The sequence below is a fragment of the Streptomyces aurantiaciflavus genome (assembly GCF_049808595.1).
Classification (GTDB): Bacteria; Actinomycetota; Actinomycetes; order Streptomycetales; family Streptomycetaceae; genus Streptomyces.
This window is the reverse complement of sequence record NZ_JBNCAQ010000047.1, coordinates 43,884-67,263: the sequence shown is the minus strand read 5'-3', so window position 1 is coordinate 67,263 and position 23,380 is coordinate 43,884. Positions and strand designations below refer to the sequence as shown.

The following is a 23,380-nucleotide window of genomic DNA, read 5'->3' as shown; positions in this document are numbered from 1 at the left end:
CGCAGCCAGGCGGGCCTCTTCACACGGCTCTCGGTTGTGATGCGTGCCTCTCCAGGAAGTCCGACACCCCGGAAGCCCGCCGGTGAGGGAGCAGCACCCTCGCCGTGCCCGCCAGCATCGTCTGGATCCTCGACGACTGGACCTGACCGAGCAGATCCAGCACCCGCATCCCCGCCGCCGCGGCCTCGTCGGGGCGACCGCCGCGGGCGAGGTCGTCCGCCAGTTCGGCGGTGTACAGCGCGATGTTGCGGGTGAAGTGGGGGTCCTGGAGGTGCGCCGCGCGCCGTGCGTGCCGGGCCGCGCGCGGCCAGTCGCCCAGGGTGGACCAGCACTGGGCCTCCAGCCCCTCCAGCTCGGCCTCGCCGTAGAAGCTCATCCACTCGGGGTCGGCGTCGCAGGGGCCCCGTCCGTAGAGGGCCTGGGCGCGTGCGAGGGCCTGTTCGGTGCCGGTGCGGTCGGCGAGGCCGGCCCAGCCGCCCGCCTCGCGCAGCGCGAGCAGCGACATCAGCCGGGGCGAGCCGAGGGGGCGCGCGACACGCTGGGCCGCCTGCGCCGCGCGCACCGCCTCGCGCGGCCGGCCCGCGTCGCGCGCGAGGAACGCCGTGTTGCAGAACGCGTGCGCCTCCAGCGCCTCGTCCCCGGCCGTCCGCGCCGTCGCGAGGGCCTCCGCGTAGTGCGAGCGCGCGTCGTCGAACCGGCCGGAGTCGTGTGCCAGCCAGCCCACCGAGATGGCGAGCTCACCGGCGCCCGAGTGGAGCCGGTCGGCGGTCGCCTGCCGGGTCGCGCCGGCGTCCAGCAGCGCGTACGCGGCGCGCAGCGGGGCCGCCGCGCGCCGGTAGAGACCGTCCGCGCCGTGCCGGTCGTCCAGCAGCCGGATCCTGCGGACCGCTTCTTCGAGGGCGCTCGCGTCGCCCGCCCCGGCGCGGCGCACGGAACGTTCCGCCGCCGATGCGTCCAGGGCGAACCCGAAGGGGCCCAGCGAGGCGGCGGCCACCGTGGCGCCCCCGCCGGTCATGAATGCGCGACGCAGCACGTCGCTCTCCTCGTGGTTGTGGTGCGTGTCGTACGGGTCCTGCGTGTCATACGGCTCGTCCGCCCCGCGGGCCTCATCGGCACCCGGCGCGTCACCCACGGCGCGCGCCCCCCGTCCGCGTACGGACGAGCGGGGCGCGAACCCCAGATCGGTGAGCGTGCGGCCGGGGAACATATGCAGGAACACCCGCTCGTACGCGTAGTTGGGGCAGCGGATCTCTCCTGCCTCGACCCGGCCGATGTAGCGCGCGTCACAGCTGACCCGCTCACCGATCTCGCGCGCGGCCCGCCGTACCAGTGCGGCGAACTCGGCCGGCGAGCGCTGTCCGCGCAGCTGCCGGAAGGCGAGATTGGGCCGTGGTGGCCGGTTGGGCCGGGGTGGGGTCACCGTTGACGCCATGGCCGGGTCCTCTCGTGCGAACCGTCGAACCATGCCGGATTCCGGGTGGGTCAACCGATGCGTCCCGATGTGCTCACCCTGGTGTCCAGCGGGCAAGAACGTACCTGCTGTGGTCGGTTCGCCACGCTGTGTTTGGCTACAAACCGGATATCTCATCCACGATCTGCCATGAACTGCCATCCTTTGCGGCGCACTTCCGCCGTAGCCGTTGACGGTGTGACGCGTTGAACGCCGTGGACTGAAGCGGGCTGCGCGGTGTGGAGGCCGGGATGGAGACCAGCCAGAGCAACGATCCCTGTATGTCGTCGGTGGCGGCATGCGACCTCGTCACGGTGCCGACCCGGCAGGGTCTGGAGGCGGTCGACATCCTGCGCCGCGGTGACGCGGACGCGGTGGGGCCCGTCCTGCACGACGGAGGTGACACGCTCGGCTTCCTCGTGCCACCGGGAACCGCCGCCGCCTGGGACGTTCCCGGAAGTACCTGCACGGAGACCAACGGACACGGGCTGCGACTGAACCCCGAGCCGCCGGACGAGGGCGCGGACTGGCTGGTGCCGCCCGGTGAGGCGGACCTCGCGACGGATCCCGCCGTCCTGCGGCGGGCGTTGGGAGAGGCGGCGCGGACCATCGAGGCGGCGGACAACTGCCACTGAGGTGCTCCGGGCCCGGCTGAGCGCGCGGAGCGCCCTCACCGCCTGCGAAAATGCCTCCATGGCAAGGTCCAGGAACTCCCGGCGCGAGCGTGACGCCGACGCCGCCGTCGTCGAGCCCGTCGACGGCGGGCTCGCGCAGCTCGTGCCCGACCGCGACCGGACGCGGGCCTGGACGCTCCTCATCGACGGTGCGCCCCAGTCGCACGTCGACCTCGACGACCCGGCGTTCCTCTCCTTCGAGTACCAGCGGCGGCTCGGACACGTCATCGACCTCGCCGCCCCGCCCGGCAAGCCCCTGCACGTCGTGCACCTCGGCGGCGGCGCCTTCACCCTCGCCCGGTACGTCGCCGCCACCCGCCCCCGCTCCACCCAGCAGGTCGTCGAGCGTGACGTGCGCCTCGTCCAACTCGTGCGCCGGGAGCTGCCGTTGGACCCGGGTGCCCGCACAAGGGTCAGGTCCGTCGACGCCCGGGAGGGGCTCGCCAAGGTGCCCGACGGGTGGGCCGACCTCGTCATCGCCGACGTGTTCAGCGGCGCCCGGACGCCCGCGCACCTGACCTCGACCGAGTTCCTCGACGAGGTCCGCAGGGCCCTGAAACCCGGTGGGCTCTACGCCGCCAACCTCGCCGACGGCCCGCCGCTCGCCCACCTGCGCGGCCAGATCGCCACCGCCGCCGCCCGCTTCCCCGAACTCGCCCTGGTCGCCGACCCGACCGTGCTGCGCGGCAAACGGTTCGGCAACGCGGTCCTCGTCGCCTCCGACCTGCCCCTGCCGGTCGCCGAGCTGACCCGCAGAGCCGCCTCCGACCCGCACCCCGGCCGGGTCGAACACGGCAAGCCGCTCACCGACTTCACCGGCGGGGCCGTACCGGTCGTGGACGCGTCGGCGGTGGCGTCACCGGCACCGCCGCCGTCGGCGTTCCGATAGATCACCCGCCGTCGGTGTTCCGATAGGGCACCCGCCGACGGTGTTCGGATGAACCACCCACCGTCGGTGTTCCGACGGACCATGACCAGCCGTCAGAACACCTCGACGCGCGGCGGTCCGTCGTGCCACGTGCAGAACACCGACACCCGGTCCGCGCCCGAGGCGAACTCCACCCGGATCCATGACTCCGTCTTCCACACCTGCATCGACCAGTCGGCACCCGGCGTCGCCGAGACGAGCGTCGCGGAGGTCTTCCCGAGGTCGAACACGACCCGCCCGCCGTCGGTGTCGTAGCTCCTGACCTCGCCGGAGGGGCTCGGGGGAGCGGTCGTCGCCGTCTTCGAGGGGGCGGGGGAGGGCGAGCGGGGCTTCCGGCTCGGCTGCGGGGACGACCTGTCCGAGGGGCTCGCGGAAGAAACGGAAGGAGTGGGGCGGCTGGTGGCCGACGTCACCGGCTTCGACTCCTGCGTCGTCGCGTCGCCCGCGGTCAGCGGCAGCGCGCGCGGCGGGTCGTAGGCCGTGCCCGCCATGACCGTGTGGACACCCCACCACGACAGCGTGACCGCCGCGCCCGTGGCGAGCGACCACGCCAGTACGTGTACGAGTCCTCTGCGCATCGCGGGCCATCTTGCCCCACACGCCTCACGGGTGTCGCACGGATGCCCCACCGGTTGTCCACAGGAGGCGAGTTGTCCACAGGCCCGAATTCGTCTCGCCCGCATGGCGTACGGTGCGGCGCATGGCAAGTGTGCTCGTGGTCGAGGACGACCAGTTCGTGCGCTCGGCGCTCATCCGGCACCTGACCGACGCCTCGCACACCGTGCGCAGCGTCGGGACGGCACTGGAGGCGCTGCGCGAGGTCGCCCATTTCCGCTTCGACCTGGTCATCCTGGACCTCGGACTGCCCGACCTGGACGGCTCCGAGGCCCTGAAGATGCTGCGCGGCATCACGGACGTGCCCGTCATCATCGCCACCGCCCGCGACGACGAGACGGAGATCGTCCGCCTGCTGAACGCCGGGGCGGACGACTACCTGACCAAGCCCTTCTCGGTGGAGCACCTCTCGGCCCGTATGGCGGCCGTCCTGCGCCGCGCCCGCTCCGGCGCAGGAGACACCGCGCCGTCCACCGTCCTGCGGGTCGGTGGCCTGACCGTCGACCCGCTGCGCCGCCAGGCCGAGCTGGACGGCGCCCGCCTCGACCTCACCCGCCGCGAGTTCGACCTGCTCGCCTTCCTCGCCGGCCGCCCCGGAGTCGTCGTCCCGCGCCGGGAACTGCTCGCCGAGGTCTGGCAGCAGTCCTACGGCGACGACCAGACCATCGACGTCCATCTGTCCTGGCTGCGCCGCAAGTTGGGCGAGACGGCGGCCCGCCCGCGCTATCTGCACACCCTGCGGGGTGTCGGTGTGAAGCTGGAGCCGCCCGCCATGGAGCCTCCCACCACGGAGCCGCACGCCATGGAGTCCCCCGGCCCTCCCGGAGCGGAGCCGCCGCGATGAGGTGGGCACTGGTCAAGGTCTGTCTGGCGGTCACCACCATGGTCGTGGTCGCCTTCGCGGTTCCGCTCGGGCTGGTCATCAAGGAGATGGCCCGCGACCGCGCCTTCTCCAACGCCGAGCGGGAGGCCGCCGTCGTGGTCCCCGCGCTGTCCATCACCACCGACCGCGAGCAGCTGGAGCGGGTCATCGCCTCCGCCGGCTCCGACGACGGGATGGCCGTCCACCTCCCCGCGAGCGACGACCGGGCCGCCGTCGACCTCGGCCGGCGGCGCGCCGCCGACACCGACATCGCGGCCGTCCGCGAACTGGGCCGCGCCTCCACCGCCGAGGTGCCCGGCGGCTCCGTCCTGCTCCAGCCCGTCGCCCTGAGCATCGGGACCGTGGTCATCGAGGTGTACGTCCCCGAGTCCGAGGTCAGCAACGGCGTCGGCACCGCCTGGGCGGTGCTCGCCGCGGTCGGCGTCGCCCTCGTCGTCGGCTCGGTCGCCGTCGCCGACCGGCTGGGCGTACGGATGGTGCAGCCCGCCCAGCGGCTCGTCGAGGGCGCGCACGAACTGGGGGAGGGGAAACTGGGCGCGCGCGTGCCGGAGGAGGGGCCGAACGAACTGCGGCTCGCGGCAGTCGCGTTCAACTCCATGGCCGACCAGGTGGTCCAACTCCTCGCGAACGAAAGAGAGCTGGCCGCCGATCTCTCGCACCGGCTGCGTACGCCCCTGACCGTGCTGCGGCTCAACGCGGCCTCTCTCGGCGACTCCCCGGCCGCCGAGCAGACCCGGGCGGCGGTCGCCCAGTTGGAGCGCGAGGTCGACGCCATCATCCGCACCGCGCGTGAGGCCAAGCCGCAGACGGCGGCCGCCGGACCGGGCGCCGGATGCGACGCGGCGGAGGTCGTACGGGAGCGGATGGCGTTCTGGGCGGCGCTCGCGGAGGACGAGGGCCGCAAGGTGCGGGTGGCCGGCGTCGACCGGCCGGTGCGCATACCCGTGGCCCGCGCCGACCTCGCGGCCGCACTCGACGCCCTCCTCGGCAACGTCTTCCGGCACACCCCCGAGGGCACCGCCTTCGCGGTCGACGTGCACAACGCCGACGACGCGGTGATCGTGCTCGTCTCGGACGCGGGCCCCGGCATATCCGACCCCGAGGCCGCGATGGCCCGCGGCCGGGGTTCCGGAAACACCGGGTCCACCGGGCTCGGCCTGGACATCGTGCGCCGCCTCGCCGAGTCGACCGGCGGGGACGTACGCATCGGGTCGTCGGTGCTCGGCGGCACCGAGGTGCGGATATGGATCCAACTGAGCGGACACGCGCCGACGCGGAGGGGGCACCGGGGGGCGGTACGGCGGCGGAGGCGGGCGGGGGTGGGGTGAGGGCGGGACGGTACTCCTAAGCGGACGTCCGACCGGAACGGATCTCGGTCATGTGCGCGACGGACTTGATCATGTGGTAGCCGATGTTGCTGATCCGGACGCTGCCGCAGGTGCCGCCGATGACGAGCGACTGCCACTCCTGCTCCGGCTCGGTTTCGGACACCTCGAAGACCTTGTTCCCGTCCAGCGCCATCGCGAAGTCCACGTCCTCGACCCCGTCCAGAGTGAAGCTGGGCATGAGGTCCTTGACCACGCCCACGCCGACCCTGCTCAGGCGAGAGGGGGAGTGGCGCTGGATGGCAGTACGCAGGCGCGGGCCGACCTTGTCCATGTAGGGCAGCCCTTCGACCCATCTGACGACCAGTCGTGCCCTCAGCCGTGCGAGAACAGGTTGCCGGGTCGCCGGATAGGTGGAACGGAACTCGCAGCGGAACTCCAGAAGCCGGTTCTCCTCGATCCAGCGCTCCTGGTACATCGGTCGGCTGAAGAAGACGAGTTCGCGGTCCGGCAGGCGCACTCTGATTTCCCGGTCATCAAGGCCTCTGCTGAACTTGCCCGGTGTCAGAAAGGCGCCTCCCAGATCCAGAGGACCCCGGCCAGGGCCAGCAGAAGCACCAAGGCGGCCAGCGATGCCAGGGACATCGGCGTCCGCCATCCGGCTTTTGGGCGGGCTCCCGCAGGGCCTGGAGGTACCGGCGCAGCCGGTGGCCCCGGTGGGGCCTTCAGCGTCGGGAGCTTCCGCAGCGGCATGGCCGGGTCACCGACCTGGCCGCCCTCCACGAGGACCGCGAGCCGTCCGGGGAACAGGTCGGCCACGTCCGCCGCCTCGGAGACGAGGTTGAGCAGATGTGCCTGGCTCTCCTCCTCCCCGGACAGCAGCTCGGACAGCCGGTTCAGGAAGGCTGCCACGGCCCCCGGGGCGTCCCGCCCGGCGATCCACCGGTCGAGCCCGTGCTCGGGCGCGGACTCGTACGGTACGGGCTCCACACCGGCCAGTGCCGCGCGGATCGTCGCGGTCAGCTCTTCACGGTCCGCCGTGAGTTCTGACAGCGGGGCGGCCAGCAACCGGTCCACCTCCGGGGCGGGGCAGAGGCTGTCGAAGAGGGCGGAGAGCGCCTTGGGCTCGTCGCGGTGGCTGTCGAGGTCGGCCAGCCATCGTGAGGCCAGAGCCAGCACCAGCGCGCGGTCCTCGGCAGTGGTGCCGTCGTGGGCGCCCTCCAGAACCAGGGTGTAGAAGATCAGGGTGCCCACCGAGTCGGTGCGTACCGAGGGGACACCGCTCACCAGTACGCGCCACTGGTCGTGGCCCGCCACGGAGAGGAAACAGGGCCGCTCGGTGGCGGTCACGTCGGAGTACGCGTCCCACCAACGGCTGACGGGCCTGGAGTTGAGGAAGTCGTAGTCGAGTGGCCGGGGCGCACCTCGGGTACGCAGATGGATCCGCACGGAGAGTCCTTTCGGCTCAGCTCAGGTGCTGCAGGCGGGCACTGCCGGCCCGTTCGGCCAGGGTCGCGAGAACGTCGAAGAGGGACCGGGTGGTCTGTTCGGCGGCGCGGTAGCGTGCCTCGTCGCCGTCGGCGACCTCGATCCGGCGCTTCCGCTCACCGTTGACCTTGAGCCACAGGTCCCGGAAGAAGCCCTCTTCCGCTTCGGCGTGCCTGCGGGAGAAATCAGCGGTCACCCTGCGCACGGCGGCAGTGCGCTGACTCTGCAGCCGGGCCGCCTCGACGAGTTGTCTGCAGAGCAGGCTGACCAGGTCGTCCAGGCCCTTGCGCTTGATGGTGCCGGGAGGCCGTACGCGGTACTTGGGCACCAGCATGACCCCGCCCGGGGCGTTGGCGTGCGGCGTCCACCTGGCCGAGACCAGCTCGACACAGCCGAAGGTGTCGATCGGCAGGTAACGGACCGAGGCGTGCGGGGCGGCCTCCCTGATCGTCTCCAGCACCTCGCTGAACTGCTCGCACAGCTGCTGCCGCAACTGCGCGGAGTGGTCCTGGAGGCTACCGCTGTCCGACAGGTACGTCTCACACTTGACCGGGCAGAAGATCACCATCGCGGGTTCGCCGGGCCGTTCGCGGCGGTTCTTCGCCCACCGCTGCACCACCTGCTCGATCTGTGACACGGAGAGGTGCGCGGTCAGCAGATGCGCGTGACTGTCGCCGGCGTCCATGAGGAGTACCGAGTCGACCGGCAGGATCAGCACGGAACTGTCCGAGAGGAACGTCTCGCACTCGTTCCACTTCTGCTCGTTCTGGGCGCTGTCGCCTCCCTTCTCCAGCCATGCGCCCGGGTAGTCGAGGATGTCGAACCGAATGGGCAGATCCTGCCCCCGGGGCTCCAGCAGGAGCCGGAAGTACGAGGGATCGGGCGTGCTCGGTACCACGCCCGGCTCGAACGTCCTGGCCTTCAGCGCACCGGTCACCATGTTGTGTGTGGCGGTGATCCGATTCAGGGTCGGCCGGTCGGCTGTCAGCCCGACGGTGGTCTCGCGGTTCAGCAGTTGCTGGCCCTCCTTCAGCAGACTGGCGATCAAGGTGCTCTTGCCCACCCGGCTCGGCGCCAGCAGGCCGATCTTGTACTCGAAAACCGGGCCCTGGGCGTCCATCACAGCGCCTCCCCTTCCTGCTCGGTGATGGCGGCGATCTCCTTGGTCACCCTGACGACCCGGGCGAAGCGACTGTTGGCCTCGTCGATGCCGCGGAACTCCTCCGGCCACAGGTCGTTGCGGTAGCTGCGGACGAAGCGGCGGAACTCCTGCGCCGAGGTGCCGGACCGGATCAGGGTGTCCTCGAACTGCTCCAGCAGCGCGTGTATCACGGCCGCCGGCACGGCCGCCTCCCGCAGCAGCGACTTCTGGATCCGGAACGCCGCCTGCTCGGCGAGGCCGTTGAAGATGCCGTACAGCTCCTTGGCGCCCTCCTCCGTCAGCGGCACCGCCACGTGCTGCATCTCCTCGCCGGTGTCGGGGTGCGTGACCTGCAGATTCAGCGGGGCGAGGTCGGGGCGCACCCGGGGGTGGAGCAGGGTGCGGTACTCCAGCCGTACGTCGAGGAGGTGGTGCACGGCCGCCGCCAGGCCGGGGCAGGGCTGCGGGGATTCCTCGAACAGCTCCGCGAGGCGGCCCAGGACCGCCCGTCCGGAGGGCCGTCCGGAGGGCTCCTCGCTGGCGGCCTGCTCGGCCTGCTCGGCCTGCTCGGAGAGCAGCGCGCCGCACTCGGCGGCGACGGCAGCCGCCGCACGGTCCCACGCGTCGGTGATCCGCTCGGTGAAGAAGTCGTCGAGTGCCGCGAAACGCCGGCTGATCTCGACCCGGATCCGGTTGAACTCGGGTCCGGCGAAGTCCGCCGGGTGCCCCTCGGTGATCATGCGGGTCAGCGCCAGCTCCTGCCAGGCCTGCGCGCCGCGCCCGAAACCGTCGTCGATCCAGTCCAGTACGCCCTGGTAGGCGGTCTCGACCGCCTGGACGAAACCCGTGTCGGCGGAGCCGTCCGCCTCCGCCGCGAGCTCGGCGACCAGCACACGCAGCCGCTTGGCGACACCGCTGCGCAACTGGTCGGCCTTGGCGTCGTTGACCTCCTCCGGCACTCCCGCGCGCCGCCCCACCTGGTCCAGCACCCGCCGTACGTCGGTGAGGTGCAGCCGGATCCGGTCGCGTACGGCGGCGGCGCGGCCGCGGGTGCCGGAGAGCACCTCGGCGTCCATCACCGGCAGTCCGTCGGCCAGCCTCGTCAGCAGCGGGGTCAGGACCGCACGGCCGACCTGCTCGGGATCGCGTACGTCGGCCTCGAGGACAGTGAAGAAACGATCGGTTTCCCCGTCGTTGAGGCCGTGCAGCAGCTGCCCCCGGAGCGCCTCGGCAAGGTGCGGTTTGCCGGGGTCGACGTTGTGCACCACGTAGGTGAACTCCCCGGTGCTGCGCACATACCCGCGCACCCGGTCCAGCAGCGCCATGCCGGCGGTGTCGGTCTCGTCGATGAACGAGGAGGTGTCGGAGGAGCGCTTGACCACCAGCACCGCGTCGACCTCGTTGCGCAGTCCGTCCACGTGCCGCTGCTCGGCGTCGGCGGTGACCTCGCCCAGCCCCGGCAGGTCGACGATGCCGATCCGGGCCACGTGCTCGTGCGGGAAGGGGCACTCGATCCGGGCCTCGCGCACCGCGGCGTAGCGGCGCGGCACCCCACCGGGGCCGGCGGCCTCCACCTCCTCGCTGGTCGGGTAGGCGACGTAGGGGCGGATCTCCTCCAGCGGTACGGACTTCACACCGCCGGTCAGCAGGTGCTCGTACGAGGGCAGCGCGCTCTGCAGGTCGCGCAGCCGGGCGAACAGCATGCGGCGACGGGTCTCCTCCGCCGACTTCGGGTAGCTCCAGGCGGCGAACTCCGTCAGGGAACGCGGCGGCGCGGTCAGTGCGAGGGCGGTGTGCAGCGGGGCGATCACCTCGGCGAGGAAGCTCTCCGGGCTGTGCATCTCCAGCTCGGCCCGGCGCACCGCGGGCGCATGGAAGATCCGGCTCCGCACGGCGGTGACCGGAATGCCGTCACCGGTCGGGATCTGCTGGTCGTCCAGGCCGGAGATCGACTGGAGCAGGGTGCTCTTGCCCATGCGGGCGGCCCCGCTCACCCCCAGGTTGACGGTGGTCCGGGTGAACCGGGAGGCGATCGTCCGGAAGGAGTCGGCGGCCTCGGCGACACCGGCCCGCATCTCCGGAAGCTGAGGGATCGTCAGGGAGGCGGCGAGTTCCGGATCGAGGGTGGTGTGGACGCGGAGGTCGGTGAGGGCGGTGTCCAGCTCGTCCAGCCGTTCGCCGAGGGTCTTCCACCGCGCGCTCTCACGTTCCACCGCCGGCAGCTGACGCAGGCGTGCTTCGAGCAGGGCGTCGATAGCTCTGGAAATGTCTGACATGTTCCCCCCAGCATGCAGTGCCGGTTCCGCACCCCTCCGGACCGGTTCGGGAGACCGCTCCCGATATGGCAGGCAACGTAGTGGGCGGAGTCGTTGGCCGTCCCGGGTTCGTGAAATTTCGCGGGGGCGCGTGGAAGCGGGGGCCGGCGAACCGCCGGGCGGGCCCACCGAACCCCGGGCGGGCCCTCCGAACCCCCGGGCGGGCCCTCCGAACCCCCGGGCGGGGCCTCCGGCCCGTCGGGCGCGGGCCTCCGGCCCCGCGGGCGGGCCTCCGACCCATCAGGGGGCGGAGTCGACGTCACCCGAACCGACAGCCCTGTCTCCACGGCCTTCGCTCTCTGCGTCGGCGGACACGCCGGGGCGGCGTCCGGGGAGCTGAGGCGACCGCGTCGGTGTGAATGACGTCACCTCCGGGTCTTCGTGGCGGAGGGCTCCCATTAACTCGTCGCATTCGTGAAGGTTGAGGGGTTAGGTTTGGCCGTCAAACGTAGTCCGCGAGCCATTGCATGCAGCGGAAGGTGACGTCGAGAACTGTGCGGATGCAATGCGCAGTTCGGGTCGTCCGGGCCCACAGGCCTCCGCGAGGTGTGCGCCCCGCCTCGGTGATCGCCCCACGAGTCACATCCGTCTCAGCGGCGAAGGCCGCCGGCGGGGCGCGCGAGGGCGTGTCGATTACGTTTCGACAAATCGGGCCGTCGGCTCTTGACGCATGACAGGACGTGCGGCTGTTATTGCGCCAACATGTTCGGTCAAGTTGATTTCTGGTCGATTGAGATCAGTTTTCAGCCAGAACCATGGCCGGACCCTGTCACCTGGAGCCGTTCATGCACGACCTCTCCCCCTCCGGTCTCTCCCGCCTCACCCCCAGCCGCCGCACCCTGCTGCGCGGCATAGGCGGCGCCGCCGTCCTCGGCGCCGGCGTCCCGCTGCTGAGCGCCTGCGGCGGCAGCGGATCGGCCGCCGACTCCAAGACCGTCACCGTCGGCTCCAACGCCTCCGACGCGGTGCCGAAGAAGGCGTTCGCCGAGATCTACGCGGCGTTCCAGAAGCAGTCCGGGATCACGGTCGACGTGAACACCAAGGACCACAACACGTTCCAGGAGCAGATCAACTCCTACCTGCAGGGCACCCCGGACGACGTGTTCAACTGGTTCGCGGGCTACCGGATGCAGTTCTTCGCGGCCAAGGGCCTGGCCACGCCGATCGACGACGTGTGGGCGAAGGTCGGGGACAATTTCCCCGACGCGATGAAGAAGCTCAGCAAGGGCGCGGACGGCAAGTACTACTTCGTGCCGCTGTACACGTACCCGTGGGCGCTGTTCTACCGCAAGAGCGTCTTCCAGCAGCACGGCTACACCGTCCCCACCACCTGGGACCAGCTCGTCGCGCTGTGCAAGCAGATGAAGAAGGACGGCCTGACGCCGATCGCCTTCGGTGACAAGGACGCCTGGCCGGCGATGGGCACCTTCGACCAGATCAACTTCCGTCTGAACGGCTACGACTTCCATGTCGAGCTGATGGCGGGCAAGGCCTCCTGGACCGACGCCAAGGTCAAGGCCGCCTTCGACCACTGGGCCGAGCTGCTGCCCTACCACCAGGAGGGCTCCCTGGGCCGTACCTGGCAGGACGCCGCGCAGACGCTGGTGTCGAAGAAGGCCGGCATGTATCTCCTCGGCTCCTTCGTGGCGCAGCAGTTCACCAACAAGGCCGACCTGGACGACCTGGACTTCTTCGCCTTCCCGGAGATCAACCCGCAGTTCGGCCAGGACACCGTCGAGGCGCCCACCGACGGCTTCATGGTCTCCAAGGCCCCGAAGAACAAGGAGGGCGTCACCAAGCTCCTGGAGTTCCTGGGCACCCCCGAGGCCGAGTCGATCTACCTCAAGGCCGACTCCAGCGTCGTGGCCGCCTCCAGCAAGGCCGACACCTCGTCGTACACGGCCCTGCAGAAGAAGGCGTACGAAATGATCAGCGGGGCCAAGAGCCTCACGCAGTTCATGGACCGCGACAGCCGGCCGGACTTCACCTCGACGGTGATGCAGCCCGCGCTGCAGAAGTTCGTCCGCGACCCCAAGGGGATCGACAGCCTCCTCACCTCGATCGAGCGTCAGAAGAAGACGATCTTCGCCTCTTCCTGAGCGGCGGCCCGATCAACAACATGAGCACCGAAATCACCACGAAGTCCCCGGAGGCGGCCGTCGAGCCGCCCCGGGGCGCGTCCTCGAAGAAGCGGGTTCCGCAGGGCCACCGGCGCCTGCTGACCCGCCGAGACCGGTTCACGCTCGGCCTGATGGCCGGCGTGCCCACGGTCCTGCACGTGACCCTGGTCTGGGTCACGGCCCTCGCCTCCATCGCCCTGGCCTTCACCACCTGGGACGGCATCGGCTTCGACTCGATCAAGTGGGTCGGGCTGGACAACTTCAAGGAGTTGTTCACCAACAACCCGCAGTTCTGGCCCGCGGTCCAGCACAACGTGATCTGGTTCGTCGTGCTGATCCTGATCCCGACGCCCCTCGGCCTGTTCCTGGCCGTGCAGCTGGACAAGAACATCCGGTTCAGCCGCGTCTACCAGACGGCCTTCTTCCTCCCGGTCGTGGTGTCGCTGGCGGTCACCGGATTCGTCTGGCAGCTGGTCTACAACCCCGACACCGGTCTGATCAACAGCATCATCGGGGCCAACAAGCCCGGCCACTACATCGACTGGATCGGCGACCCGCACCTGAACCTGTGGGCCGTCCTGGTCGCCGCCTGCTGGCGCCACACCGGCTACATGATGATCCTCTACCTGGCCGGCCTCAAGGGCGTCGACCCGTCGCTGCGCGAGGCCTCCTCCCTCGACGGCGCCAACGAGTGGCAGACGTTCAAGAACGTCATCTTCCCGACCCTGCGCCCGACCAACACCGTCGTCCTGGTCGTCACCATCATCGAGGCGCTGCGCGCCTTCGACCTGGTCTTCGTCTTCAACAAGGGCGCCCAGGGCACCGAACTGCTCTCGATCCTGGTCACCAACAACATCATCGGCGAGTCCAGCCGCATCGGATACGGCTCCGCGATCGCCGTGGTCCTGCTGGTGATCTCCCTCGCCGTGATCATCCCGTACCTGATCTCGACCTTCCGGAAGGAGCGGAGCGCATGAGCACCACCCTGCACTTGAAGGAGCGCACGCCCGTGCGCCCCGCCCGGATCCTGCTGCACACGTTCCTCGTCGTGACGGCCCTGGCCTGGCTCGCCCCGCTGCTGTGGGCCCTGTTCGCGGCCCTGCGCCCGTACTCCGAGACCAGCACCAAGGGCTACGTCTCCTGGCCCGACAAGCTGAGCTTCGACAACTTCACGAACGCGTTCGAGCAGTCGGACATGCTGCACTACTTCGGGAACACGCTGCTCATCGCGGTCCCGGCGGTGCTCGTCACCCTGTTCCTGTCGTCGTGCGTGGCGTTCTACGTCAGCCGCTTCGACTTCCGGATCAACCTCTTCCTGCTGCTGGTCTTCACCGCGGGCAACCTGCTCCCGCAGCAGGTCATCATCACCCCGCTGTACCGCATGTACCTGCTGATCGACCTGCCCGGCATCACGATGAGCGGCAAGCTGTACGACTCCGCGCTCGGCCTGGTGTTGATCCACGTGGCCTTCCAGTCCGGGTTCTGCGCCTTCGTGCTGAGCAACTACATGCGCTCCCTGCCGCACGAGCTGACCGAGGCCGCCCTCGTCGACGGCGCCTCCGTGTGGCGCCTGTACTGGCAGATCGTGCTGCCCCTGTGCAAGCCGGCGATGGCGGCCCTGGCCACCCTGCTGTCCATCTGGATCTACAACGACTTCTTCTGGGCGATCGTACTGATCTCCACCGGCGAGAACATGCCGATCACGTCGGCGCTGAACAACCTCTCCGGCCAGTACTTCACCGACCCCAACCTGGTCGCAGCAGGCGCCCTCCTCACCGCGATCCCGACGCTGATCGTGTACTTCGCGCTCCAGCGCCAGTTCGTCAGCGGCCTCACCCTCGGCGCCAACAAGGGCTGAACAAAGGTCCCGTACGCCCCTTGTACGTGTCGCAGTACGTATCGAAAGTGACCCCAGTGACACATCCGAAACCCCCCGTCGCCCCGGCCACGCCCGCGCTCCGCGTGCCCGGTATCGCCTACGGCGGTGACTACAACCCCGAGCAGTGGCCCGAGGAGGTGTGGGCCGAGGACATGCGCCTGATGCGCGAGGCCGGGGTGACCATGGTCAGCGTCGGCATCTTCTCGTGGGCGCTGCTGGAGCCCGCCGAGGGCGAGTACGACTTCTCCCGCATGGACCGGTTGCTGGACCTGCTGCACGAGAACGGCATCGCCGCCGACCTGGCCACCCCGACCGCCGCGCCGCCCGCCTGGTTCTTCCGGGCCCACCCGGAGGCGCTGCCCGTCGACCGCGACGGCCGCACGCTCTCGTACGGCAGCCGCCAGACGTTCTGCCCGTCGAGCCCGGCCTATCGCACCGCCGCCCTGCGCATCACCCGCGCCCTGGCCGAGCGCTACGCCGACCACCCGGCGGTCGCCATGTGGCACATCCACAACGAGTACGGCTGCCACAACGCGGCCTGCTACTGCGGCACCAGCGCCGCCGCCTTCCGCACCTGGCTGCGCCATCGGTACGACGACGACCTGAAGGCCCTCAACCACGCCTGGGGTACCACCTTCTGGAGCCAGTGGTACTACGACTGGGACGAGATCCTGCCGCCGCGTGCCACCGGCGCCGACCCCAATCCGGCTCAGCGACTGGACTGGCGCCGCTTCTGTTCCGACGAGCTGTTGTCGCTGTACACGGCGGAACGGGACGCGCTGCGGGCAAAGGCCCCGTCCATCCCCGCCACCACCAACTTCATGGTGAACTTCAGCATCGACGCGCTGGACTACTGGCGCTGGGCGCCCGAGTTGGACATCGTCTCCAACGACCACTACCTGCGGTCCACCGACCCGGAATCCGAAGTCGACGTCGCGCTCAGCGGCGACCTGGTGCGCTCCATGGCCGGCGGCCCCTGGTTGCTGATGGAGCACTCGACCGGCGCGGTGAACTGGCAACCCGTCAACCGGGCCAAGGCGCCGGGCGAGATGCGCCGCAACGCCCTCGCCCACGTCGCCCACGGCGCCGACGGCATCGCCTTCTTCCAGTGGCGGGCGGCCAAGGCGGGCGCCGAACAGTGGCACTCGGCGATGCTGCCGCACGCCGGCACCGACAGTCAGATCTGGCGTGACGTGGTCCAACTGGGCACGGATCTCCAGGCCCTGGCCGAAGTGCGGGGAAGCACTCCGACCGCCCAGGTCGCGGTGGTGTGGGACTGGAACGCCCGCTGGGCCCTGGAACTTCCCTGCCAGCCCAGCGGCGAGCTGCGCTTCCAGGACCTCGTCCGGGACTGGTACCGGCCCCTGTGGCAGGCCGGCGTGGCCGTGGACTTCGTACGCCCCGACGCCGACCTGTCGTCGTACCGCCTGGTCCTCGTCCCCAGTCTCTATCTGGTCGACGACACGGGCGCGGCCAACCTGACGAGCTTCGCCGAGCGCGGCGGCACGTTGGCGGTGGGTTTCCACAGCGGCGCCGTCGACGAGAACTGCCACGTCCGGCTCGGCGGCTACCCGGGCGCCTTCCGGGACGTCCTCGGCGTGCGCACCGACGAACTCTTCCCGCTGCTGCCCGGCGAGACGCTCCACCTCACCGGGGCGGTCCCCGCGGGTGCCACCGCCACCCTGTGGTCCGAGCGCGTCCGGCTGGCGGGAGCCGAGCAGGTCGCCTCCTACGCGGACGGACCGCTGACAGGCGTACCGGCCGTCACCCGGCACACCGCCGGTGACGGGACCGCCTGGTATCTGGCGACTCGCCCCGACCCCGCGACTCTCGCCGCGCTGCTGGCCCGCGTCTGCGACGATGCCGGCGTCCAGCCGGTCCTCGCCACCCCGCTGCACGGCATCGAAGCCGTCCGCCGCAGTGGCGCCGACGCCGACTACCTGTTCCTGATCGACCACGGCGGGGACGGTGCCCAGGTCCCCGCCGAAGGCGTCGAACTCCTCACCGGCAAGCCCGTCAACGGTTCGGTCACCGTTCCCGCAGGGGGTGTCGCGGTCGTGCGCGAGGAGCGCTGACCGACAGCGAGAAGGAACGACTGTGATGCCGCTGACCAGGCCGTCCGGTGGGCGGCATCACACGCTCGGTTCCAGCGGGCCGGCCTGCTCAGGAGACCGTCGGGACCGCCCCGGGTGCGGCGGTCAGACGGGCCCGCTGACCGTGACCGCAGTGGACGATCCGGTCGCCGAGCCCCATCCTGTCGGCCTCGGCGAGGAACGCGGTCAGCGGCGACCGCATCACCGTGTAGTCGCCGTAGTGCACGGGCAGCAACAGCCTGGGACCCAGACGCCGGGCCAGTTCCGCTCCCTGCGCGCCGTCCATGGTGACCACGAAGCCGCCCGGAAGCCGGGTGCCGCCCAGGTGGAGCACGGCCAGATCGGCGGCGGGGAAGTGCCTGGTGATCTCGTCGAGACCGTCGTACACCAGCGTGTCGCCCGAGATGTACAGCCGCACCCGGACCGGTCCCCCGGCGGGACCGAACTCCAGCATGCTTCCCATCACCGGCGGCAGCAGCGCGCGCAGCACCGCATGGCCGGCGTGTCGGCCCGGCAGGGCCGTGACCCTGACCCGCGCCCCGCCGTGCCGGAGAGTGAACGCCTGCCAGGTGCGCAGCCCCGCGGTGCGGCGGAAGCCGTGGACGACCCTGAGCCGGCGGGCCGCGTGCGGTGTGGTCAGGACCGGCACCGTGTGGTCCAGGCGCCGGCGCGCCCGGCGGTCCCAGTGGTCCCCGTGCAGATGGGACAGCACGATCCCGTCGAGGCGGGGAAGCTCGTCCACGTCGACGGCCGGCTCCGTCAGACGCCGGCTGAGCAGCCCGTACCCGAGGTAGGCGTACTGCCCACGGTGCAGGAAGTTCGGATCCGTGAGCAGGGTGAGCGGGCCGTAGGACAGCAGAACGGTCGCGTTACCGATGAAATGGACATCGATCGCGTCGTCGGCGAGGTTGTCCGTGCTCCGAGGCATGATGCTCACCTCCGCAGGCGGAGTACCCGTGACCGGCCGGAACACTCCGGGCCGCGGCCGCCCCGCCTCCCCCTTTCCACAGCGGAACGGGTGTCCCGCATCGCCGAGTCTCCCTGGTGTCAACGGCCCGCTCCGTGGTGCAGCACCAGGAGGGCGATGTCGTCGGTGCGCTGCACGGAGCGGGCGTTCCTCAGCAAGTGGTCGATCAGCAGGTCCAGATCCCGGTCGTCGGCGTCGGCGAGATGGCCGGCGAGGTGGGTGATGGAGTCGTCGAGGTCCACGCCCGGCGTCTCTATGAGGCCGTCGGTGTAGAAGGCGAGCATCAGCCCCGGGGTGAGCGGGATCTCGGTCAGGGGATAGACGGCGTCGGGGTCGATGCCGAGGAGCGGTCCGGGCGGGACGACGACGGGCCGGGTGTCGCCGTCGGGCAGGCGCAGGAGCGGTGGCGGGTGGCCGGCGTTGGCCAGGGTCGCGCGTCGGCGGGCGAAGTCGAGGTGGGCGTAGAGGCAACTGGTGAACAGGTCGGGGCCGAGGTCGGTGAGGAGCCGGTTGGTTCTGGAGAGGACCTGGTCGGGGGCTGTCCCGAGGGTCGCGTGGGCGTGGACACCGGTGCGCACCTGACCCATCAGGGCGGCGGCGGCGACGTTGTGGCCCTGGACGTCGCCGATGACGGCAGCGGCCGCGGTGCCGCCGAGCCGGATCAGGTCGTAGAAGTCTCCGCCGATGTCCATGCCCCGGGTGGCGGGCAGGTAGCGGGCGGCGACCCGCAGGCCGGTCACGGCCGGAAGGGTGCGGGGCAGCAGCGCCTGCTGGAGGCCCTGGGCGAGCTCCTGTTTGGTGTCGTACAGGCGGGCGCGGTCGAGGGCCTGGGCGACGAGCCCGGCGAGCGACGTCATGACGGCGCGTTCCTCGGCGGGGAACTCGTGGGGGCTGTCGTAGGACAGGACGCAGATGCCGACGGGCCGGCCGGAGATGATCAACGGCAGGAAGGCCCAGGCCTGCTTCCCACTGACCTGGGGGGCCTCGGGGTAGACGCGCCGCATCTCCTCCGGGTCGGAGAAGAAGGCGGGAATGCCGCTGCTGAGGGCCCGCCCGGCCGGGGTGAAGGCGGTGTCGAGGGGCAGGCCGTCGAGACGGGCGACGGTGTGCGAGGTGTAGCCGCGATAGCCCGTGATCCTGAGCCGGCCGGCGTCGGCGGTGGACAGGACGAGGCCCTGGGCGCCGAAGGCGGGCATGATCTGGTCGGCGACCAGGTCGATGACGTCCTGGACGCCCACGACCTCGGTCAGCGCGGCGGCCAGGTGCGTGAGCTGGTACAGCTGTCCCGCGCTGGCCGGTGTGGCGGCGCTCGTGGACCGGCGGGGCGCGGGTGAGGGCGGGGAAGCGGCGCCGCTGGGGACGATACGGACACTGATGCCGCTGGCGTCCGGGTAGAGATGAAGGTCCAGCCACCGGTCCGGTGGACGGCAGACGGTGAAGGAAACGGGCTCGCGGCTGATCACCGCGGCGCGGTAGCGGTCCTCGTAGACGGGGTCGTCGAGCCAGCGCAGGGACTGCCACGGCAGTGTGCCCAGCAGCTGACCGGCCTCTCGGCCCAGCAGGTCGCAGGCGCCGGAGCTGACGTAGACGAAGCGTCCCTCCAGGTCCAGGGCACAGCTTCCGCCCGGCAGGCGCTCGGCGAAGTCGGCGGCGGCCATCGCCGGGCTCGCGAACCGGCGGTCCCCTCCGGTGGAGACGACGCGGGGCCGGTCGCCGCAGGCCGGGAACCAACCGTGCTCGACGGCTTCCTCCAGCACCCTGGCCAGACGCCGGCAACTGGACGCGATGTGTCCCCGCTCCCGTCCGGTCATGTACGGCGGACGGGTGGCCGGCCACATCAGCAGCAGCGCCCCCCACCGCCGGACGCCGGTGACCGGCGCGGCGACCAACGCCAGCGGGTAGGGAAGCACCATCGCGGTGCGCGGATAGGAGCGGGCCATCTCCTCCTGGCTGGCCACCCACACCAGGCGGTCCTCACGGACGGCGTCGGCCACCGGTGCCGGAGCGGCGAGCGGCACCCTCTCCCAGGGTGCGCCGAACTCGGCCGGCACCCCGCACAGCAGTTCCAGACACAACAGCTGCTCGTCCGGTGCGAGCACGTACAGAGCACCGACGGACGCGCCGGTCCGGCGCACCGTCTCGGCCAACGCGGCATCCAGTTCATCGGCATCCGTGGCCGGATCACCCGTGCCGGTCACGAGGCACCTCCAGCATCGCGACTGCGCGCGCCCGGGCGGCCGTGGGCGGCCATCTGCTCCCCTCGGGGCACGGCATACCCACGCCGGACGTGCCCGAGCTCACCCATAGGGGGACGTTACGCCTGCGGGGAGCGGTCGGCACGCCGCCGGGGAAGTGGCGGGAGGCGGACGGTGTTCTCCGCCGCCAACAGCGGGTGGCCGACGGTGCTCGAGCCGGGGCGCCCACGGACCCGGGAGTCGCCGCGTGGGGACGGCGGTGGGGACGGCCGTGGAGTCGGGGGTAGTCGGACGGCATGAGTGAAGCGAATCCGGCCAAGGACGTGGAGGACTGGGCGACCGGGGACGAACCGGCCACCGGTCCGCAGCTGAGTTACCTGCGCACCCTGGCCCGTGAGGCGGGCGAGGAGGTCCCGCAGGACCTCACGAAGGCAGAGGCCTCGCGGTTGATCGACCGCTTGCAGCGGGCTTCGCCCCGCACGGGCGGGACGGGATCACCGGACGCCGGGCCGGCCGACGGCGACGGCGGCGACGGCGACGGGTGACCGCGGTGGTATTGCGGTGCGGCGCGACCTGAAGTCGTCGGACATGGAGGGGGGAGCCCATCAGGCCTTCGGCCGTCCGCCGTTTGCCACGGCGGCCGCCGGCCACCACGCGGCTTCACATCCGGCCCCGGTAACCCCTCCGAGCACGGGAACAGGGCCCGCCCCGACGCGGATGGTGGGCGGGCCCTGTCCGCCCGGTCGATTCTCGGGGCCGTGCGCGGACGGGGCCATGGGTGCGTGGGGGTGACCTTGGTGAACGGGGCACACCCCGCGCGCGTCGATCACACCTCGCGCGTGAAGACGCGCCGGGCCTCCTCCCGGGGCGGCTCGGTGCCGGCGAGTCTCCGGACGGACTCCTCACGGACTCCTCGCCGCCCTCCGTACGGGTGGGACCGGCGATGACGGAGTTGTCACCGTGCGGCACGTCCTTCGAGGGCCGGCTTCATCGGCCCGCTCCCCCGGGTGCGGCGGTCTGCGCTGGTCGTGCCCCCGGGCGCCCCGATCCGCGCGCGTGACGCGGGCCGCGATGGGGAAGGCGCACCGCGACCCGGTATGCGCCGACCCCGCTTGATCACCCACTCGCCGTGACGACGATACTGGCAGACACCCGTCGTCCCCCGCTCTCACGAATGGACTCATGCTCACCTCCCCGACCGTCCCGCCCACGACTCCCTCGACCGTGTGGCTGGCTCGTGGCCGCCACACCGGGCCCACCGCGCCGGACGTGCTGCGCAAGAACCTCTCGTCCCTCAAGGGCGACGCGACGATCCAGGACTTCCTGGAGGTTCCCGATGCCGACACCGCCGAGGGGGAACTCACCTTCGAGGCACGGTGGCTCGTGCCCGACGACGTGACCGTGCGTGCCCGGCTGACGCTCGCGGAGTGGTCGGGGCGCGGGCAGGAGTGGACGCTGGTCGCGGAGGCGGAGCGGCCGTGGGATCTGCGCTGGCCGTCGCCCGCCGCGATGTTCTGGCCGTGGGAGGCGGACGCCCCGTGGGGCCACGAGACGGTGACCGGGCAGCGGTACCTCGACGTCAACCCGCTCCCGGCGGACGACAAGGAGCTGCGCCGCACCCTGCGCAACGCCCTGCGGGACACCTGGACCGTGCACGTCGTGGTGCACGAGGCGATGACGCCGGACGAGCGGGGCCGCCGGTCGCTGGTCCCGCTCCTGGCGCCTGGGCTGCACCACCGGGTGGTGGAGCACCGCGCGGCACCGCACCAGTTGCGCACCGTGAACTGGGCGCTGCGGGACTTCGACGTGGAGGTGCCGCGCGGCGGCGCCCTGGTGCTGCCGGGCGCGCCCGCCCCGGAGGCGTACGACGCGGGCGACTTCTCGGTGCGCAGTGTGTTCCTGGACGGCACGCACCCCACCGAGGTGCTGGACGCGGTGACGCGGTTCGCCGCCCTGCCCAAGCCGCTCCCGGAGGGCGGCGAGGCCGCGCTGACCGCGCTGCGGGAGCAGTGGCAGCTGCTCACCCTGGAGGAGGAACTCGCCCGCGAACGCCAACTGGTGGCGATGTACGCCGAGGCGCTGGAGGCGATGACCCAGTCCCGGGACCTCTACCGGGAGGCCGCCGAGCAGGCCCACGAGGCGCTGGCGGCCTACCGGGAGGCGGCCGAGAACGGCGGCGAGCGCCCGCAGCCGCAGGCCAGGACGGGCGGCTCCCCCTTCCAGCAGCTGGGCCGGACCCTGGAACGGCTCAGGGAGACGGCGAAGAACCTGCGCCCGGCGCCCACGCCGTCGACGCCGGCCCCGGCGGCGGACGCCTCACCGGAGCGGGACGCCTCCGAGGAGGGCCCTGGGGCGACCGAACGGTAGCCGGAGCCGGACGTTGCCGTCCGCGCGGCTGCAGCGGTCCGTACGTCGGCGGAACCACGTCGGCGGAACCGGTTTCCGCGTCAGCAGAACAGCGGCAGCCGATCGGCGTCCGCCCCGAGCGCGTGCCGTTCCTCCGGGGTGAGCGGCGCCCGCCCGGTGGCCGCGCGCGCGTAGTGCTCGTCGCTCCAGTCCACGGGCACCGGCCGGCCGAGCAGACCGTCCAGCGTCTCCCGTACGGCGGTGAGACCGGCGGGCGAGGGGCGGGGTGCGTCGGGCAGGTCCCGGACGAGGTCGAGGTGGTGGACGACGGCCTCGACGGAGAGGGTCGTGATCAGGTCGCCCGCCGTGAGGACGTGGCCCTGGGTGGCGACCGGGCGTTCCAGGTCGGCCGCGGCCGCCGCCGTGACGGCCGCCGCCGTGGTCTCCAGGTACAGGCCGCGCAGCTGATCGAAGTCGAGGAACATGCTCGCGTTCACCCGGGCCCAGCGCCGGCCGTTCGCCGCGCCGACGCGGTCGGGCGCCCAGTCCTGCCAGTAGGTGACGGCGTCGCGGTCGGGCGGAGCCGAGGCGGGCGTGTGCAGGGCCACCAGGGCGCGCTGGGCGTCCGTGAGGTGGTGGAACAGCAGGTCGCGCACCGCCCATCCGGTGCAGGCGGTGGGCAGCCAGGACTCCTCCTCGCCCAGGGACTTCACGACCGCGGCGAGCGTCCCGTAGGTCTCGCGGAGCACCAGGACCTGGTGCGCTTCGGGCACTTGGGCATCAGTCATGACGGCAGCCTAGGAAGACGGGCGCGCCGGAGCCTCGGCGTTTTCGCCGCCGCGTCGGCGTGCGGCCGGCCCCGCCGGAAGGACGCGGTGACACGGCGCCACGGACCGTCACCGACCGTCGCCGCCTCGGTTTTCCCCGTCCCGGGACGTGTCGTGCGGCGCGGGCTGGATAC

The 23,380-nt window shown here is 71.4% G+C and carries 19 protein-coding genes; 10 read left to right on the top strand and 9 right to left on the bottom strand.

The genetic code is table 11. From position 1 onward, the window contains the following. Positions 1–19: 19 nt before the first annotated feature. Positions 20–1,432, bottom strand: coding sequence for an NsdA family TPR-like regulatory protein (locus ACPT94_RS37825; RefSeq protein WP_360336897.1), 1,413 nt, complete (start codon positions 1,430–1,432; stop codon positions 20–22). Between the two features lie 269 nt (positions 1,433–1,701). Here ACPT94_RS37825 and ACPT94_RS37820 point away from each other — a divergent pair, with 269 nt between their 5' ends. After that, entirely contained in the window at positions 1,702–2,085 is a 384-nt protein-coding gene (locus tag ACPT94_RS37820) for a hypothetical protein (protein ID WP_360336895.1), read from the top strand. 58 nt (positions 2,086–2,143) lie between these two features. After that, entirely contained in the window at positions 2,144–3,013 is an 870-nt protein-coding gene (locus ACPT94_RS37815) for a spermidine synthase (protein WP_360336893.1), read from the top strand. 92 nt (positions 3,014–3,105) lie between these two features. Here the strand turns inward: ACPT94_RS37815 and ACPT94_RS37810 are convergent, their stop codons facing one another. Beyond that, positions 3,106–3,630, bottom strand: coding sequence for a hypothetical protein (locus tag ACPT94_RS37810; RefSeq protein ID WP_360336891.1), 525 nt, complete (start codon positions 3,628–3,630; stop codon positions 3,106–3,108). Positions 3,631–3,752: 122 nt separating this feature from the next. Between ACPT94_RS37810 and ACPT94_RS37805 the strand changes: the two genes are divergently transcribed. Together ACPT94_RS37805 and ACPT94_RS37800 are read left to right on the top strand one after the other, a co-directional pair. Then, a complete protein-coding gene (locus tag ACPT94_RS37805) occupies positions 3,753–4,511 on the top strand; it encodes a response regulator transcription factor (protein WP_425247242.1) in 759 nt (252 codons plus the stop codon). Then, the gene (locus ACPT94_RS37800) at positions 4,508–5,878 is read left to right on the top strand and encodes a sensor histidine kinase (protein WP_360336888.1); all 1,371 of its coding nucleotides are present in this window, start codon (positions 4,508–4,510) and stop codon (positions 5,876–5,878) included. The genes ACPT94_RS37805 and ACPT94_RS37800 overlap by 4 nt, the downstream gene beginning before the upstream one ends. A 16-nt stretch (positions 5,879–5,894) precedes the next feature. On the opposite strand, the gene ACPT94_RS37795 is transcribed toward ACPT94_RS37800, so the two are convergent. From ACPT94_RS37795 to ACPT94_RS37780, 4 genes are read right to left on the bottom strand one after another with little or no spacing between them, the layout of a single operon-like run. After that, positions 5,895–6,395, bottom strand: coding sequence for a hypothetical protein (locus ACPT94_RS37795; protein ID WP_360336886.1), 501 nt, complete (start codon positions 6,393–6,395; stop codon positions 5,895–5,897). Positions 6,396–6,439: 44 nt separating this feature from the next. After that, complete coding sequence (locus ACPT94_RS37790; protein ID WP_425247241.1) at positions 6,440–7,324, bottom strand: hypothetical protein; 885 nt, start codon at positions 7,322–7,324, stop codon at positions 6,440–6,442. A 16-nt stretch (positions 7,325–7,340) separates the two neighbouring features. Further along, positions 7,341–8,483 carry a hypothetical protein gene (locus tag ACPT94_RS37785; protein ID WP_360336882.1) on the bottom strand — a complete coding sequence of 381 codons (1,143 nt, stop codon included), beginning with the start codon at positions 8,481–8,483 and terminating at the stop codon, positions 7,341–7,343. After that, entirely contained in the window at positions 8,483–10,780 is a 2,298-nt protein-coding gene (locus ACPT94_RS37780; protein ID WP_360336880.1) for a hypothetical protein, read from the bottom strand. The genes ACPT94_RS37785 and ACPT94_RS37780 overlap by 1 nt, the downstream gene beginning before the upstream one ends. An 824-nt stretch (positions 10,781–11,604) precedes the next feature. Here ACPT94_RS37780 and ACPT94_RS37775 point away from each other — a divergent pair. Genes ACPT94_RS37775 through ACPT94_RS37760 form a run of 4 tightly spaced genes read left to right on the top strand, consistent with a single transcriptional unit; the run spans position 11,605 to position 16,893 of the window. Next, positions 11,605–12,918 (top strand): ABC transporter substrate-binding protein, encoded by a 1,314-nt coding sequence (locus ACPT94_RS37775; protein WP_425247286.1) that lies wholly within the window; start codon positions 11,605–11,607, stop codon positions 12,916–12,918. A 20-nt stretch (positions 12,919–12,938) separates the two neighbouring features. Further along, entirely contained in the window at positions 12,939–13,916 is a 978-nt protein-coding gene (locus tag ACPT94_RS37770; RefSeq protein WP_425247240.1) for a carbohydrate ABC transporter permease, read from the top strand. After that, complete coding sequence (locus tag ACPT94_RS37765; protein ID WP_360351259.1) at positions 13,913–14,797, top strand: carbohydrate ABC transporter permease; 885 nt, start codon at positions 13,913–13,915, stop codon at positions 14,795–14,797. Before ACPT94_RS37770 ends, ACPT94_RS37765 begins: the two co-directional genes overlap by 4 nt. Before the next feature lie 56 nt (positions 14,798–14,853). Continuing rightward, positions 14,854–16,893, top strand: coding sequence for a beta-galactosidase (locus tag ACPT94_RS37760; protein ID WP_360351261.1), 2,040 nt, complete (start codon positions 14,854–14,856; stop codon positions 16,891–16,893). An 88-nt stretch (positions 16,894–16,981) separates the two neighbouring features. Here ACPT94_RS37760 and ACPT94_RS37755 read toward each other — a convergent pair whose 3' ends face one another. Both ACPT94_RS37755 and ACPT94_RS37750 read right to left on the bottom strand, forming a co-directional pair. After that, entirely contained in the window at positions 16,982–17,839 is an 858-nt protein-coding gene (locus ACPT94_RS37755; protein WP_425247239.1) for an MBL fold metallo-hydrolase, read from the bottom strand. A 119-nt stretch (positions 17,840–17,958) separates the two neighbouring features. Then, positions 17,959–20,076 carry a SpoIIE family protein phosphatase gene (locus ACPT94_RS37750; RefSeq protein WP_425247238.1) on the bottom strand — a complete coding sequence of 706 codons (2,118 nt, stop codon included), beginning with the start codon at positions 20,074–20,076 and terminating at the stop codon, positions 17,959–17,961. A 293-nt stretch (positions 20,077–20,369) separates the two neighbouring features. On the opposite strand from ACPT94_RS37750, the gene ACPT94_RS37745 reads away from it, so the two are divergent. After that, a complete protein-coding gene (locus tag ACPT94_RS37745) occupies positions 20,370–20,618 on the top strand; it encodes a DUF3072 domain-containing protein (protein WP_425247237.1) in 249 nt (82 codons plus the stop codon). 637 nt (positions 20,619–21,255) lie between these two features. Then, positions 21,256–22,440 (top strand): hypothetical protein, encoded by a 1,185-nt coding sequence (locus ACPT94_RS37740; protein WP_360351272.1) that lies wholly within the window; start codon positions 21,256–21,258, stop codon positions 22,438–22,440. A gap of 80 nt (positions 22,441–22,520) precedes the next feature. Here the strand turns inward: ACPT94_RS37740 and ACPT94_RS37735 are convergent, their stop codons facing one another. Beyond that, positions 22,521–23,207 carry a maleylpyruvate isomerase N-terminal domain-containing protein gene (locus tag ACPT94_RS37735; RefSeq protein ID WP_360351274.1) on the bottom strand — a complete coding sequence of 229 codons (687 nt, stop codon included), beginning with the start codon at positions 23,205–23,207 and terminating at the stop codon, positions 22,521–22,523. Positions 23,208–23,380: the final 173 nt, after the last annotated feature.

Bases quoted from the DNA above. Each gene is read 5' to 3' on its own strand.
- ACPT94_RS37825 (WP_360336897.1), bottom strand. From the start codon at position 1,432: ATGGCGTCAACGGTGACCCCACCCCGGCCCAACCGGCCACCACGGCCC.
- ACPT94_RS37820 (WP_360336895.1), top strand. From the start codon at position 1,702: ATGGAGACCAGCCAGAGCAACGATCCCTGTATGTCGTCGGTGGCGGCA.
- ACPT94_RS37815 (WP_360336893.1), top strand. From the start codon at position 2,144: ATGGCAAGGTCCAGGAACTCCCGGCGCGAGCGTGACGCCGACGCCGCC.
- ACPT94_RS37810 (WP_360336891.1), bottom strand. From the start codon at position 3,630: ATGCGCAGAGGACTCGTACACGTACTGGCGTGGTCGCTCGCCACGGGC.
- ACPT94_RS37805 (WP_425247242.1), top strand. From the start codon at position 3,753: ATGGCAAGTGTGCTCGTGGTCGAGGACGACCAGTTCGTGCGCTCGGCG.
- ACPT94_RS37800 (WP_360336888.1), top strand. From the start codon at position 4,508: ATGAGGTGGGCACTGGTCAAGGTCTGTCTGGCGGTCACCACCATGGTC.
- ACPT94_RS37785 (WP_360336882.1), bottom strand. From the start codon at position 8,483: ATGGACGCCCAGGGCCCGGTTTTCGAGTACAAGATCGGCCTGCTGGCG.
- ACPT94_RS37780 (WP_360336880.1), bottom strand. From the start codon at position 10,780: ATGTCAGACATTTCCAGAGCTATCGACGCCCTGCTCGAAGCACGCCTG.
- ACPT94_RS37775 (WP_425247286.1), top strand. From the start codon at position 11,605: ATGCACGACCTCTCCCCCTCCGGTCTCTCCCGCCTCACCCCCAGCCGC.
- ACPT94_RS37770 (WP_425247240.1), top strand. From the start codon at position 12,939: ATGAGCACCGAAATCACCACGAAGTCCCCGGAGGCGGCCGTCGAGCCG.
- ACPT94_RS37765 (WP_360351259.1), top strand. From the start codon at position 13,913: ATGAGCACCACCCTGCACTTGAAGGAGCGCACGCCCGTGCGCCCCGCC.
- ACPT94_RS37755 (WP_425247239.1), bottom strand. From the start codon at position 17,839: ATGCCTCGGAGCACGGACAACCTCGCCGACGACGCGATCGATGTCCAT.
- ACPT94_RS37745 (WP_425247237.1), top strand. From the start codon at position 20,370: ATGAGTGAAGCGAATCCGGCCAAGGACGTGGAGGACTGGGCGACCGGG.
- ACPT94_RS37740 (WP_360351272.1), top strand. From the start codon at position 21,256: ATGCTCACCTCCCCGACCGTCCCGCCCACGACTCCCTCGACCGTGTGG.
- ACPT94_RS37735 (WP_360351274.1), bottom strand. From the start codon at position 23,207: ATGACTGATGCCCAAGTGCCCGAAGCGCACCAGGTCCTGGTGCTCCGC.